The organism is Neisseria sp. P0007.S010 (genome assembly GCF_051962875.1).
GTDB classification, from domain to species: domain Bacteria; phylum Pseudomonadota; class Gammaproteobacteria; order Burkholderiales; family Neisseriaceae; genus Neisseria; species Neisseria subflava_A.
This window is the reverse complement of record NZ_JBQCUX010000011.1, coordinates 64,206-79,219: the sequence shown is the minus strand read 5'-3', so window position 1 is coordinate 79,219 and position 15,014 is coordinate 64,206. Positions and strand designations below refer to the sequence as shown.

The 15,014-nt window shown below is 48.5% G+C and carries 14 protein-coding genes; all 14 read left to right on the top strand.

Annotated elements, in window-relative coordinates:
- Positions 1-218 precede the first annotated feature (218 nt).
- Positions 219-515 (top strand): helix-turn-helix domain-containing protein, encoded by a 297-nt coding sequence (locus ACTHR7_RS08930; protein ID WP_003680870.1) that lies wholly within the window; start codon positions 219-221, stop codon positions 513-515.
- Between the two features lie 19 nt (positions 516-534).
- Positions 535-3,093, top strand: a complete 2,559-nt coding sequence (glnD, locus tag ACTHR7_RS08925; RefSeq protein WP_440370676.1) for a [protein-PII] uridylyltransferase — start codon at positions 535-537, stop codon at positions 3,091-3,093.
- 792 nt (positions 3,094-3,885) lie between these two features.
- The gene (locus ACTHR7_RS08920) at positions 3,886-4,335 is read left to right on the top strand and encodes a pilin (RefSeq protein ID WP_070460312.1); all 450 of its coding nucleotides are present in this window, start codon (positions 3,886-3,888) and stop codon (positions 4,333-4,335) included.
- A gap of 104 nt (positions 4,336-4,439) precedes the next feature.
- Positions 4,440-4,913, top strand: coding sequence for a pilin (locus tag ACTHR7_RS08915; protein ID WP_070460313.1), 474 nt, complete (start codon positions 4,440-4,442; stop codon positions 4,911-4,913).
- A 402-nt stretch (positions 4,914-5,315) separates the two neighbouring features.
- Positions 5,316-5,798 (top strand): Lrp/AsnC family transcriptional regulator, encoded by a 483-nt coding sequence (locus ACTHR7_RS08910; RefSeq protein WP_003684427.1) that lies wholly within the window; start codon positions 5,316-5,318, stop codon positions 5,796-5,798.
- A gap of 117 nt (positions 5,799-5,915) precedes the next feature.
- Positions 5,916-6,512, top strand: coding sequence for a DUF1415 domain-containing protein (locus ACTHR7_RS08905; RefSeq protein WP_440370675.1), 597 nt, complete (start codon positions 5,916-5,918; stop codon positions 6,510-6,512).
- A gap of 14 nt (positions 6,513-6,526) precedes the next feature.
- Complete coding sequence (locus ACTHR7_RS08900) at positions 6,527-6,886, top strand: YbaN family protein (RefSeq protein ID WP_070824330.1); 360 nt, start codon at positions 6,527-6,529, stop codon at positions 6,884-6,886.
- A 442-nt stretch (positions 6,887-7,328) separates the two neighbouring features.
- Positions 7,329-8,747: a sodium:proton antiporter gene (locus tag ACTHR7_RS08895; protein ID WP_440370674.1), complete on the top strand. Its 1,419-nt coding sequence runs from the start codon at positions 7,329-7,331 to the stop codon at positions 8,745-8,747.
- Positions 8,748-9,086: 339 nt separating this feature from the next.
- Positions 9,087-10,430 carry a Na(+)-translocating NADH-quinone reductase subunit A gene (locus ACTHR7_RS08890; protein ID WP_070460322.1) on the top strand — a complete coding sequence of 448 codons (1,344 nt, stop codon included), beginning with the start codon at positions 9,087-9,089 and terminating at the stop codon, positions 10,428-10,430.
- A gap of 2 nt (positions 10,431-10,432) precedes the next feature.
- Positions 10,433-11,665 carry an NADH:ubiquinone reductase (Na(+)-transporting) subunit B gene (locus ACTHR7_RS08885; RefSeq protein WP_070460324.1) on the top strand — a complete coding sequence of 411 codons (1,233 nt, stop codon included), beginning with the start codon at positions 10,433-10,435 and terminating at the stop codon, positions 11,663-11,665.
- Positions 11,658-12,434, top strand: coding sequence for a Na(+)-translocating NADH-quinone reductase subunit C (locus ACTHR7_RS08880; RefSeq protein ID WP_070814906.1), 777 nt, complete (start codon positions 11,658-11,660; stop codon positions 12,432-12,434). Before ACTHR7_RS08885 ends, ACTHR7_RS08880 begins: the two co-directional genes overlap by 8 nt.
- Positions 12,434-13,060: an NADH:ubiquinone reductase (Na(+)-transporting) subunit D gene (locus tag ACTHR7_RS08875; RefSeq protein WP_003684313.1), complete on the top strand. Its 627-nt coding sequence runs from the start codon at positions 12,434-12,436 to the stop codon at positions 13,058-13,060. The genes ACTHR7_RS08880 and ACTHR7_RS08875 overlap by 1 nt, the downstream gene beginning before the upstream one ends.
- Before the next feature lie 3 nt (positions 13,061-13,063).
- Complete coding sequence (nqrE, locus tag ACTHR7_RS08870) at positions 13,064-13,657, top strand: NADH:ubiquinone reductase (Na(+)-transporting) subunit E (protein WP_003684365.1); 594 nt, start codon at positions 13,064-13,066, stop codon at positions 13,655-13,657.
- Between the two features lie 13 nt (positions 13,658-13,670).
- Complete coding sequence (gene nqrF, locus ACTHR7_RS08865) at positions 13,671-14,888, top strand: NADH:ubiquinone reductase (Na(+)-transporting) subunit F (protein ID WP_049323894.1); 1,218 nt, start codon at positions 13,671-13,673, stop codon at positions 14,886-14,888.
- Positions 14,889-15,014 lie beyond the last annotated feature (126 nt).

The window sequence follows — 15,014 nt, the reverse complement described above, 5'->3', positions numbered from 1 at the left end:
ATCAGGTATCCAAGGGGAATTAAGGGGATATTTGGGTAAAATCAGGAGTAATTAGGAGCGGAAATAGACGAAAACCTGTGTTTGGATTTCGGCTGTCGGGGGAAGGGCTTTTTTGCAAAGGTCTCAGGCCGTCTGAAAACTTTCAGACGGCCTTTCCTTTCCCCTCACAAAAATAGTATAAAATCCCCTTATCGTTCAAACCACAAACCCAAAATATCATGGTCAACAAACTCACTCCCCCTCCAAGCCTGCCCGATCCGCAAGACCTCCGCGCCGTTATCGCCTACAACATGCGCCTCTATCGCGTCAATCACGGCTGGTCGCAAGAAGAACTGGCGCGCCAATGCGGACTTGACCGCACCTACGTTTCCGCCGTCGAACGCAAACGCTGGAACATCGCTCTTTCCAACATCGAAAAAATCGCATCCGCACTCAAAATCGCCCCTTACAAACTTCTCCTTCCGCCGCAAGAAATGCTCCGCCAAATGACCGAGCCTGCCGATACCCAAGCCTAATTCACGACCAGATACCATCATGACCGCCGCCCAACAAGCCATCCAAACCTACCAGCAGCAAAAAGCCGCAGCAGAAACTGCCTACCGCCAAAACAACCGTCCTACTGTTTACTTCCGCGACCATATCGCCGCTGCCGAAACCCTGCTGCAAACCCTCTGGCAAATCCACTTTCCCGACAGCAACGACATCAGTCTGATTGCCATCGGCGGCTTTGGGCGTTGCGAACTCTATCCCCATTCCGACTGGGATTTAGCGATTATTTCCTCTGTGCCATTTTCAGACGGCCTGCAACAACAAACCGCCCAATTTATCCAAACCCTTTGGGACGCACGCCTCAATCCCGCCATCAAAAGCGGCAGCATAGAAGAAATCCTCCAAAGCACCCAAAACGACATTACCGGCGAAACCGCCTTTCTTGAAGCACGCCATCTTCAAGGCAATGCTAACCTTACCACCCAACTTCTAAACAAACTCAACACACGCCGCGACACAGCCGCCTTTATCGAAGCCAAACTCCTCGAAATGGAGCAACGCCATACCAAATCCCAAGGCACAGGCGCACAACTCGAACCCAACATCAAAACCTGCCCTGGCGGCCTGCGTGACATCCACACCCTTATCTGGACAGCCAAAGCACAAGGCATAGACAGCAACCCCACCGCCCTCGTTACCGCCGGCGTCCTCACACGCACCGAAGCCGGCATGCTGGCTCATGGCTACCGCCGTCTCGCCAATATCCGCATTCACCTCCACCTTACTGCCGACCGCCCCGAAGACAGGCTGCTTTTCGACTACCAGTCCCAAGTTGCCGAAAGCTTAGGCTATACCCAACCCGACATCCGCGGCCGAAGCGAAGCCCTGATGCACACCTTCTACCGTGCCACCAAAGCCATCAAACAACTCAACGGCATCCTCATACCGGTTCTCAAAAACCATCAAACCTCCAGCCGTCCCCAACATATCCACCCCATCGACAGCCGCTACAAACGCATCGGCCACCAAATCGCCGCCAACGATCTTGCCCTGTTTGAACACAACCCCGAACACATCTTCACCATCATCCAAACCATGCAGGAGCAAAACATCACCACCATCGAGCCGCAAACACTGCGCGCATGGTGGGCGGCCACACGAAAAATCAACACCCGTTTTACCCAAAATCCAGAAAACCGCCGCCGCTTTATCCAATTCTTCAAACACGGCACCGGCCTTACCCAAACCCTCCGTTTTCTCAACCTCTACGGCGTACTTGGCCGCTATCTTTCCGCATGGGAAAAAATCACCGGCCTGCTCCAACACGACCTCTTCCATATTTACCCCGTAGACGACCACATCCTGACCGTCGTCCGCAATATGCGCCGTCTCGCCATCGAAACCCACAGCCACGAAATGCCCGAAGCCAGCGCCATCATGCAGGCCTATCCACGACCACATGTCCTCTACACCGCCGCCCTGCTGCACGACATCGCCAAAGGCCGCGGCGGCGATCACGCCAAAGAAGGCATCAAAGACGCACAACAATTCGCCGCCAATCACTACTACACCCAAGAAGAAAGCCACCTCCTCGCATGGCTGGTTGAAAACCACCTGCTCATGTCCACCGTTGCCCAAAAAGAAGACATCCAAGACCCGCACGTCCTCCAAGCCTTCTGCCGCCGTATTCCCACACGCGAATACCTCGACGCACTCTACCTGCTTACCATTGCCGACATCCGCGGCACCAACCCCAAACTTTGGAACACATGGCGCGCCAGTCTGCTCCAAACCCTCTACCACAGCACCGCCGCCGTTTTAAACAGCAAACACCACGATCCCGAACGCCTCCCCAACCGACGCGAACAAGCCTCGACCGATCAGCTCACACGCGCGGCCGTTCCACTCAAAAACCAACAAAAACTCCGCCGCATCCTCGGCAGCGCATACTACGTCCGCCATCAAACGCGGGAAATCCTCTGGCACACCGCAAACCTCGCCTACGACACCCAAAGTCCGGCCGTCCGCAGCCGCATCCTTCCCCAAAGCAACAGCCTTCAAGTCATGGTATTCATGCCCAATGGCGACCGCCTCTTCGCACGCCTCTGCCGCATCTTCAGCAGCCACCGCTTCGACATCCAAGCCGCCCGCGCCTTCATCACCGAGCACGACTACATCCTCGACACCTTTATTCTCCAACTTCCCGACAATCTCCCGCCCGAAGAATATCCCGACCGCCAAAGCGCACTTGAAGCCGAACTCAACAGCTTCATCCACGGCAATACCACCGTTCAAAAACAAAGCGGCCGCCCGCACATCAGCCGCCGCATCCGCCACATCCCCATTCCGCCTACCGTAATCATCACCCCCGAAGAAGACTATCCTGGCTGGCACACCATAGACATCACCGCCGTCAACCGCCCCCACCTCCTCGCCGACATCGCCGAGACCTTCTTCGCCCACAACATCAGCCTGCGCTACGCCAAAATTACCACCTTGGATCAGCGCATTGAGGACAGCTTCATTACCTACAGCCCATCCCTGCAAGACCCGCAAATCCAAAACACCCTAAAGCAGGCATTGGTCGAAGTCTTAACCCCATAAAGGCCGTCTGAACATCTTAAAAACATAGGGTGAGCATTTTTTGCTCACCCTAATCGCACCCAAAAATATAAACATCCTGAATATACCCTTCTCAAACACTCAAGAAATCCAAAGCCTTAAAATTCGAAACCAAAACTTCCTTCTGACATAAAACTACATTCTAAAATCATAACCCATATGGATATAATTTCAGTAACAAATTTTCATTCACCTATTATGCCAAATCCCCTTCAAAAATCCTTCCTTCCAAATTTTTTCCTTATCCGTATTCAAACAAAATACGCATAAAAAATAAAACTCATAAAAAACAAAAAAATAAAATCAAAAAATATTAAACTCACCGATTAATCCATAAAATCACCACCCATCCAAATCAATTAACATATTATTGAAACAAGATTAATTTCTGACAAAAAACGTCACATGACCAAACTCGCACACACTCCCTGTCACAAAAAACACAAAACTGACAAAAAACGTCAACCCCCTAATTTCTCTAAAATCCTGAAACTTTCAAACAAAACATCACAAAATTTAAAATTTTAAAAATAATCCCAATAAAAACAATAAATAAAAAATAAAAAATAAATTTTTTAATCAATTTTGCGCACTTGGCACACCGACTGCTTGAAACAACACGTCCGATAAGGCCCAAGCCTCAAAGCAGCAAGCCCGACGGAAGCTGTATATTCCTTCTTACTTATGGTTTACTCATAATACATAGTGCCAAGCACATTACGGACTTTTTACTTAAACACAATTATTCACACTTTCAAACTGGAGTTTTAAACAATGAAAGCAATCCAAAAAGGTTTTACCCTGATCGAATTGATGATCGTCATCGCGATTATCGGCATCTTGGCAGTTATCGCCCTGCCTGCATACCAAGACTACACTGCACGTGCTCAAGTTTCTGAAGCCATCTCTTTGATGGAAGGTCAAAAGTCTGCTGTTGTTGAATACTATGCAGATAAAGGTAAATGGCCTAAAAATAATACAGAGGCTGGTATCGCAGCACCTACCGATATTAAAGGTAAATACGTTGCTCAAGTTGCTGTAGGCACAAATGGTGTTCTGACTGCAACAATGAAAAATACTGATGTCAATAATGATATTAAAGGTAAAACAGTTATGTTATCACCTGATGTAACTGGTAATGCTACCTCTTCTAAAGGTTCTTTCACTTGGACCTGTAAGAAAGGTACTGTTGATAGCAAATTCTTGCCTTCTTCTTGCCGTTAATAATTTGTTACCAACAAATTTAAAAGCTTAAAGAGCAAATCCCATAATGTGATTATGGGATTTGCTTTATAAAAATAAAAAAAACTTAAAAACGATACGCTCAAATGAATACCCCATTTCAAGCCCAAAAAGGTTTTACCCTAATTGAGCTGATGATAGTTATCGCCATCCTCGGTATTCTGGTTGTTGTCGCCATACCCACTTATCAAAACTATATCGGTAGGGCGCAAGCCTCCGAAGCACTATACCTTGCCGACGACCTGAAAACCGAAATCAGCATTGCCTCAGCGGTAAATAATCGCCTGCCCAATGCAGAGGATGTCAGTAAACAAGGCTCAATCGGCGTTACCGCTCAACGCATCGGCGGCACATACATCCAAAACGGTGGCGTAACTGTAGAAGCAGATACAGGCAAAATCAGCATTCCTTTCGATAAAGGGCAAAACAAAGGCAAAGTCCTGACCCTGACCCCTTATCGAAATCATAACGATTCGACTTGGTTGCTCAACTGGCAATGCGGCGGAACGCTGGATCCGATAATGGTTCCCGCCATGTGCCGTGACAACTCACACGGATAAGAAGCAAGCATATACCCTAAGAAAAACACACAAATACATTGCAAAGAAAACACCCCAAACAAAGCCAAATACAAACGCGGAAAGCGAACAAACCAAAAGAACAAAACTCTCCAAAACAAGGTCCTTAAGAGCCTGAATGATCACATTACGAAAATAAATGCCGTCTGAAATCATTTTCAGACGGCCTCTTTATATCCAATCCTAATATGACATAAAACTTTGGTCTTGATTAGTTTCAGACGGCCTTCATCTTTTCACCACTACATAAAACAAATTCGCAACACCCCTGATAAGACAATTTGTCGCACATCTGAACTCAATATATAATTTAACCATGCAAGTCTTTATTTTTAAGCATTTTTCATTTTCAAAACATATATTATCGACACTGGGAGAACCATCATGCCTCATCTAAACTTGGATAAAACGGATTTAAAGATTCTGCAGGTTTTGCAGGAAAATGGGCGGTTGAGCAATGTTGAGCTTTCTGAAAAGGTGGCGCTCTCCCCTTCTCCCTGCCTGCGCCGTCTCAAACAGCTTGAAGATGCGGGCATTATTCAAAAATACGCGGCCCAGCTTTCTCCCGTATCTTTGGGCTTGGGTTTGCAGGCTTTTATCCGTGTTTCAATTAGCAAGGCAAAAGATGCGCGTGAGGATTTTTCCGAATCTGTCCGCGCTTGGCCGGAAGTATTGAGCTGCTTTGCTTTAACGGGCGAAACCGACTATCTGCTCCATGCGTTTTTTACCGATATGAACGCGTTTTCCCATTTTGTTTTGGACACGCTGCTTTCACACCACGGCGTGCAAGATGCGCAATCGAGTTTTGTGTTGAAAGAAATTAAAAACACGACCGCTCTGCCTTTGGTTCATTTGGTTCAGGATTAATGATTTAAAACTGATAAAGGCCGTCTGTTGTTCAGACGGCCTTTTAAATTCCAATGGTTTGCTTTCACGCCCATACACTTGTATACTTTTTAAGAATAATTCACATAAGCTTTTACTATGACAGACACCACCCATCTCGATATTGATACTGTTTCAGAACATACCAAACAATGGCTGGAAAAAGCCGTTATCGGGCTGAATCTCTGCCCGTTTGCCAAAGCGCCGCACGTTAAAAACCTGGTTCGCATCGTTGTCAGCGAAGCCCGTCATTTGGACGGTTTCCTTGAGGACTTGGATCGTGAATTGCAGCTTTTGGGCAATACGCCCGCTTCGGAATTGGAAACCACTTTACTGGTTCATCCGACGCTATTCCCTGATTTTGAAACCTTCAACCAAATGCTGGAAATTGCCGACGATGCCGTTGTAGAAAACGAATTGGAAGGCATTGTCCAAATTGCGCCGTTCCACCCTGATTTTCAATTTGAAGGCACTGAAGCCGACGACATCAGTAACTACACCAATCGCTCTCCCTATCCGACTTTGCACTTGATTCGTGAAGACAGTATTGCCAAAGCGGCTGAAGCATTTCCCGATGCCTCGGCAATTTTCGACCGCAATATCGCGCTGCTGGAAAAAATGGGGCATGAGGGCTGGGATAAATTAGACATTCCGCGTTGTCCATTTCCGCATCACAAGCCATCTGAAAACAAATAATTGGTGATGGGAAGATGGTTCGCTATTTATTGATTTTTTGCGGCGCATTGTCGCTCGTCTTGGGCATTATCGGCATTTTCCTGCCATTACTGCCGACTACGCCTTTCATTTTATTGACCGCCGCCTGCTGGGCAAAAGCTTCGCCGCGCTTTCACAATTGGCTCTATCATCACCGCCATTTCGGTCCCATCATACAAAACTGGGAAAACAACGGCGCCGTGCCGCGCAAAGCAAAGTTTTTCGCTATCGGCATGATGGCCCTTTCTTGCCTGTTTATGTTTTGGCAATTTCCGGAACGCTGGTGGATTGGTGCCGTATCATCAATCTTCTGTAGTTGCGTGGCTGTATGGATGTGGTTACGGCCGGAAGCATAAAATAAAACAGGTGGGCATTTTCGCTTACCTGTTTTTTATTTTCATACCCAATTTATCCATCAAAACAATCAGTAAGAACTAAAACACCCTATTCGACCCTCATTTTTCAGACGGCCTCCATTTATTCAATCAAATGTAAATTTTAGCTAAAATTAATTCAAAGCATTTTTTCGATAGCATTATTTCCAAGATTTCAAACTCCTGTTTCAAAACCATTTTTTTACTACTTCCAACTACGCCCATCGCTTTTATTTCTTTATTTGTATCAACATTTCTTTTGATTCCAACACTCTAAACCGTCCCTTAACACTTGCTTTGCGTTATACTTTCCCCTGACACCACCGCGCAGTTCGTCTGGATATTTTCAGACGGCCTGAATATTTCACCGCCGTGTTTTCTCAATGAAGTTCCTCACGGCGCAACAGAATAAAAAGGAAATACTATGCGCTCTCTCTCATTTTTACTGCTTCTTGCCGCCTTTCCTGCTGCGGCATCCGATTTTGACGGCTCATCCGCAAGCCTGCTTTGGGGTCTGCCGTTTGCACTGATTCTTTTGTCTATTGCACTCGGACCTCTGTTTTTCTCCCATACTTGGCACCACCACTTCGGCAAAATTACGGCGTTTTGGACGCTGCTGTTTTTAACTCCATTCATCGTAACCTTTGGTTTCGGAGCCGGCGTACATACCGTTGCCCATGCATTGGTTGAAGAATATATCCCCTTTATCCTGCTGCTTTTGGCGCTCTATACCATTTCAGGCGGTATTTTTGTCAGCGGCGATTTGCATGGTTCGCCTAAATTGAACACAATCCTGTTGGCAGTCGGTACGGCTTTGTCTTCCATCATGGGGACAACAGGCGCGGCGATGCTGATGATTCGTCCGCTTTTGAAAGCCAACCATAAACGCCACTACCGCGTTCACATTGTGATTTTCTTCATTTTCTTGGTGGCAAATATCGGCGGTGGTCTGACTCCTTTAGGCGATCCTCCGCTGTTCTTAGGATTCCTGAAAGGCGTAGATTTCATGTGGACGGTCAAACACATGCTGATGCCTGTATTGATCAGTTCTGTGGTTTTACTGGCCGTTTTCTACATCATCGACAGCCGACACTTCAACCGTGAACAAAGCGAACACCTTGCTCCTGCTCCTTCCGATAAAGAAGAAAAAGTCAAAATTTACGGCAAATGGAATTTCCTGTTGCTGGCCGGTGTAGTCGGCGCGGTTTTATTGTCCGGCTTGTGGAAACCAAATCATCCGGGCTTTGAAATCTTGGGCAGCCATTACGCCTTGCAAAACCTGATGCGCGATGGCATTTTGCTGGCTTTGACCGCCGTATCTTGGATTATTACGCCCAAACAGGTACGCGCAGGCAATGAGTTCAACTTCGAGCCGATTGCCGAAGTGGGCAAACTGTTTTTGGGTATTTTCATTACCATTTCCCCCGTCTTGGCGATTTTGAAAGCTGGTGAAACAGGCGCATTGGCTTCTGTTGTTTCTTTGGTTCACGACGCGGCAGGCAATCCGATTAATGTGATGTATTTCTGGATGAGCGGTTTGTTGTCGGCATTCTTGGATAACGCGCCGACTTATTTGGTGTTCTTCAATATGGCCGGTGGCGATGCCCAAGCTTTGATGACAGGCCATCTGTTCCATTCGCTGCTGGCAGTATCCATGGGTTCCGTATTTATGGGCGCGCTCACTTATATCGGTAATGCGCCGAACTTCATGGTCAAAGCCATTGCCGAACAACGCGGCGTACCGATGCCTTCCTTCTTCGGCTACATGGCATGGTCGGTAATTGTATTGGTACCGCTGTTTGCCCTGCATACGATGATTTTCTTCGTTTGGCAGCTCTTTTAAAACTTAGAGGCCGTCTGAAATTCAGACGGCCTTTTATTTTCAGCTATATCATCAAATATAGCGTTTAAATATCAATCAGTTAAAAATTATTTCCCTTAACACTCGATTACACATTCCTACTTTTTTCCCAATTTTCCCGTAAAAATAAGCGTAAAACTGACATAAAGCAGCCTATACCTGATAAAATCTAAAGCTTTGTTGTTTGCGTTTATTCATTGTTTTTATAGCAAACCTCTGCTTTTTTTTAGACGGCCCACCCTTTGTTTCAAAGCATTACATGCCGTCTGAAAAAACAATCCGACATCCGAATCTCAACCCACCAAAAAGTAACGCATCCTTATGATTAAGATAAAAAAAGGCTTAGACCTGCCTATCGCAGGCAGACCGGAGCAAGTCATTTATGACGGCCCGGCCATTACCGAAGTCGCGTTGCTTGGCGAAGAATATGTCGGCATGCGCCCCTCGATGAAAATCAAGGAAGGCGAAGCCGTCAAAAAAGGCCAAGTGCTGTTTGAAGACAAAAAGAATCCGGGCGTAGTATTTACCGCTCCGGCTTCAGGCAAAATCGCCGCGATTCACCGTGGCGAAAAGCGCGTACTTCAGTCAGTCGTGATTGCCGTTGAAGGCAACGACGAAATCGAGTTCGAACGCTACGCACCTGAAGCGCTGGCAAAATTGAGCAGCGAAGAAGTGCGCCGCAACCTGATTCAATCCGGTTTGTGGACTGCGCTGCGTACCCGTCCGTTCAGCAAAATCCCTGCCGTCGATGCCGAGCCGTTCGCCATCTTCGTCAATGCGATGGACACCAATCCGCTGGCTGCCGATCCTACAGTCATCATCAAAGAAGCCTCCGAGGACTTCAAACGCGGCCTGTTGGTATTGAGCTGCCTGACCGAGCGTAAAATCCATGTGTGTAAAGCAGCAGGCGCAGATGTGCCGTCTGAAAACGCTGCCAACATCGAAACACATGAATTTGGCGGCCCGCATCCTGCTGGTTTGAGTGGCACGCACATTCATTTCATCGAACCAGTCGGTGCGAACAAAACCGTTTGGACCATCAATTATCAAGATGTAATTGCCATTGGCCGTTTGTTTGCAACAGGCCGTCTGAACACCGAACGCGTTGTTGCCCTGGGCGGCTCTCAAGTCAACAAACCGCGCCTCTTGCGTACCGTTTTGGGTGCGAAAGTATCGCAAATTACTGCGGGCGAATTGGTTGATGCAGACAACCGCGTGATTTCCGGCTCAGTATTGAACGGCGCGATTGCACAAGGCGCGCACGATTACCTCGGCCGCTACCACAATCAGATTTCCGTTATCGAAGAAGGCCGCAGCAAAGAGCTGTTCGGCTGGGTTGCGCCACAACCGGACAAATACTCCATCACGCGCACAACCCTCGGCCATTTCCTGAAAAACAAACTCTTCAAGTTCAACACAGCCGTCAACGGCGGCGACCGCGCCATGGTACCGATCGGCACTTACGAGCGCGTGATGCCGTTGGACATCCTGCCTACCCTGCTCTTGCGCGATTTAATCGTCGGCGATACCGACAGCGCTCAGGCATTGGGTTGCTTGGAATTGGACGAAGAAGACCTCGCTTTGTGCAGCTTCGTCTGCCCGGGCAAATACGAATACGGCCCGCTGTTGCGCAAGGTGCTGGAAACCATTGAGAAGGAAGGCTGATTATGGGCTTGAAACATTTTCTTGAAAAAATCGAACCGCACTTCCTGCCGGGCGGCAAACATGAAAAATGGTATGCCCTCTACGAAGCTGCGGCGACGATTTTCTATACATCCGGCGCGGTAACGCGCAAAGCGGCCCACGTCCGCGATGCGCTCGACTCCAAGCGCATGATGATCTTGGTGTGGCTGGCTTTGTTCCCTGCCATGTTCTACGGTATGTACAACGTCGGCGCACAGGCATTCGGTGCGTTAACGCCTGATTTGCTGCAACAAAATATCGCCAACGACTGGCATTACGCCCTTGCCAACGCTTTGGGCATCAATATGTCGTCTGAGGCGGGCGTGTTGGGCAAAATGCTGTTCGGCGCGATTTTCTTCCTGCCGATTTACGCGACTGTATTTGTTGTGGGCGGCTTCTGGGAAGTTTTGTTCGCATCCGTACGCAAACACGAAATCAACGAAGGTTTCTTCGTGACTTCGATTCTGTTTGCTTTGATTGTTCCCCCTACCCTGCCTTTGTGGCAAGCGGCTTTGGGTATTTCTTTCGGCGTTGTGGTTGCGAAAGAAGTATTCGGCGGTACAGGTAAAAACTTCATGAACCCTGCTCTTGCAGGCCGTGCGTTCCTGTTCTTCGCCTACCCTGCCAACATTACCGGCGATACCATTTGGACTGCGGTTGATGGCTATTCCGGTGCCACTGCTTTGGCGCAATGGGCGGCACACGGTGCAGACGGCCTGAAAAATGCTGTAACCGGTCAAGCCATTTCTTGGATGGATGCGTTTATCGGTAATGTACCCGGCTCAATCGGCGAAGTGTCCACTTTGGCGCTCTTAATCGGCGGCGCGTTTATCGTGTTCACCCGTATTGCCTCTTGGCGCATTATCGCCGGCGTGATGATCGGTATGATTGCCATGTCTTCACTGTTTAACTTCATCGGTTCGGACACCAACGCCATGTTCTCCATGCCTTGGTACTGGCACTTGGTAGTCGGCGGCTTCGCCATCGGTATGCTGTTTATGGCGACCGACCCTGTTTCCGCTTCCTTTACCAATGTCGGCAAATGGTGGTACGGAGCGCTTATCGGTGTAATGTGCGTGTTGATCCGCGTGGTCAACCCTGCTTACCCCGAAGGCATGATGTTGGCGATTCTGTTTGCCAACCTGTTTGCCCCGATTTTCGACTATTTCGTCGCACAAGCGAACATCAAACGCAGAAAGGCGCGCAGCAATGGCTAAGAAATTCGATAAAGACAGCTTCAGCGGCACGCTGATTGTGGTATTGGTTGTCAGCCTGATTTGTTCCATCATCGTTGCTGGTGCGGTCGTTGGCTTGAAACCAATCCAAGAGAAACAAAAACTCCAAGATAAACAAGGCTATATCTTGAGCGTAGCCGGTTTGATGGATAAAAACACCGACATCAGCAAAACCTTTGCCGAGCGTATCGAGCAACGTGTCGTGGACTTGGCTACCGGCGAATACGTCGCCGATGCGCCTAAAGACTTCAGCGCACGCGTTGCCGGCAAAGACCCTGCCCAAAGCATCCAAATCAAACCTGAAGACGATTTGGCAGGCATCAAAAGCCGTGCCAAATACACTGAGGTTTACTTGGTAAAAGGCGAAGACGGCAAAGTCAGCCAAATCATCCTGCCTATGCACGGTAACGGCTTGTGGTCTGTCATGTACGGTTTTGTCGCCATTCAACCTGACGGCAACACCATCAACGGCATTACCTACTACGACCAAGGTGAAACCCCGGGTTTGGGCGGCGAAATCGGCAACCCTCTGTGGCAACAAAAATTCGTCGGCAAAAAACTGTTTGACGAACAAGGCAAACTCGCCCTGCACGTCGGCAAAGGCGCAGGCTCAGACAAAGAACACGGCGTAGATGCCCTCTCCGGCGCATCGCTGACATCTAAAGGCGTGCAAGGTTCGTTCGCCTACTGGTTCGGCGAAAACGGCTATATCCCCTACCTGAACAAATTGAAATCAGCAGGAGCACAATAATGGCTGACATGAAACGCTTGAAATATTTGATGTTTTCACCCTTTATCGACAACAACCCGATTGCCTTGCAGGTTTTGGGTATTTGTTCGGCTTTGGCGGTTACCACCAAACTTCAGACGGCCATCGTAATGGGTATTTCCGTAGCTTTGGTAACCGGTTTTTCCAGCTTCTTCATTTCTTTGGTACGCAACTACATCCCCAACAGCATCCGTATTATTGTGCAAATGGCGATTGTTGCTTCCTTGGTAACGCTGGTTGACCAACTGCTCCAAGCCTTTGCTTATGAGCTGTCCAAACAGCTGTCCGTATTCGTCGGCCTGATTATTACCAACTGTATCGTAATGGGCCGTGCCGAAGCATTCGCCATGAAAGAGCCGCCGCTGGAAAGCTTGGTTGACGGTATCGGCAACGGCGCAGGTTACGGCATGATGTTGATCATCATCGCAACCATCCGCGAACTGATCGGCTCTGGCAAGCTCTTTGGCTACACCATTTTCCAAACAGTACAAGATGGCGGCTGGTATCAAACCAACGGCTTGTTCTTGCTCGCCCCTAGCGCGTTCTTCATCATCGGCTTCTTGGTATGGGGTCTGCGCACTTGGAAACCTGAACAGGCGGAGAAATAACACATGGAACATTACTTAAGCCTCTTTGTAAAATCCGTCTTTCTGGAAAACATGGCACTTTCCTTCTTCTTGGGAATGTGTACATTTTTGGCGGTATCTAAAAAAGTATCCACCGCATTCGGTTTGGGCGTTGCCGTTACTTTCGTACTCGGCCTGTCCGTCCCAGCCAACCAACTGGTTTACTCGCTGCTGAAAGACGGCGCGCTGGTTGAAGGTGTGGACCTGACCTTCCTGAAATTCATCACCTTCATCGGCGTGATTGCCGCTTTGGTGCAGATTTTGGAAATGTTCTTGGATAAATTCGTCCCTGCCCTCTACAACGCATTGGGTATCTACCTGCCCCTGATTACCGTAAACTGCGCGATTTTCGGTGCCGTATCGTTTATGGCGCAACGCGAATACAACTTCGGCGAGTCCGTTGTATACGGTTTCGGTGCAGGTCTGGGCTGGCTTTTGGCTATTGTCGCTTTGGCGGGCATTACCGAAAAAATGAAATATTCGGATGTCCCTAAAGGCCTCAAAGGCTTGGGCATTACCTTTATCGCCGCTGGCCTGATGGCAATGGCGTTTATGTCGTTCTCCGGCATCCAGTTATAAGAAAGGAATCGGCATGGAGATTATTCTAGGTATCGTGATGTTTACCCTCATCGTCTTGGTTTTGGCACTGATGATTCTGTTTGCCAAATCCAAGTTGGTGAGCGAAGGCGACATCACCATCAAAGTCAATAATGAAAAAGAGCTGACGATGCCTGCCGGCGGTAAACTGCTGGGTGCGCTTGCCAGCCAAGGCATCTTCGTTCCTTCCGCCTGCGGTGGTGGCGGCTCATGCGGCCAGTGCCGCGTTATCGTAAAAAGCGGCGGCGGCGACATTCTGCCAACCGAGTTGTCCCACATCAGCAAACGCGAAGCGCGCGAAGGCTGCCGTCTGTCTTGTCAGGTCAACGTTAAAACCGACATGGACATCGAAGTACCGGAAGAAGTATTCGGCGTGAAAAAATGGGAATGTACTGTCATCTCCAATGACAACAAAGCAACGTTCATTAAAGAACTCAAGCTTGCCATTCCCGAAGGCGAAGAAGTTCCTTTCCGCGCCGGTGGCTACATCCAAATTGAAGCCCCTCCTCACACTGTTGCCTACAAAGACTTCGACATTCCTAAGGAATATCACGAAGACTGGGACAAATACAATCTGTGGCAATATGTTTCCAAAGTGGACGAGCCGATTTTGCGTGCCTACTCTATGGCTTCATACCCTGAAGAAAAAGGCATCATCATGCTGAACGTGCGTATCGCTACGCCTCCTCCACGCGTACCTGATGCGCCTCCAGGACAAATGTCGTCTTATATCTGGTCGCTTAAAGCCGGTGATAAAGTAACGATTTCCGGTCCATTTGGCGAATTCTTTGCCAAAGATACCGATGCCGAAATGGTATTTATCGGCGGTGGTGCGGGTATGGCTCCGATGCGTTCCCACATTTTCGACCAGCTGAAACGTTTGAACTCCAAACGTAAGATTACCTTCTGGTATGGTGCACGTTCTAAACGCGAGATGTTCTATGTCGAAGACTTCGACCAACTCGCAGCAGAATTCCCGAACTTCACATGGCACGTCGCCCTGTCCGACCCATTGCCTGAAGACAACTGGGACGGTTACACAGGCTTCATTCACAACGTGGTTTACGAAAACCACCTGAAAAACCATGAAGCTCCGGAAGACTGCGAATTCTACATGTGTGGCCCTCCAATCATGAACCAGTCCGTGATCAAAATGCTCAAAGACTTGGGTGTGGAAGACGAAAACATCCTCTTGGACGATTTCGGCGGCTAACAGACAAAAAGGAAGAAACTTCGGTTTCTTCCTTTTTTATTGGCAGGCCGTCTGAAAACCATACTTTCAGACGGCCTGAACCTTTCTTTTACGATACAATAAAGGCTTCAAAAAATAATCCGTAAA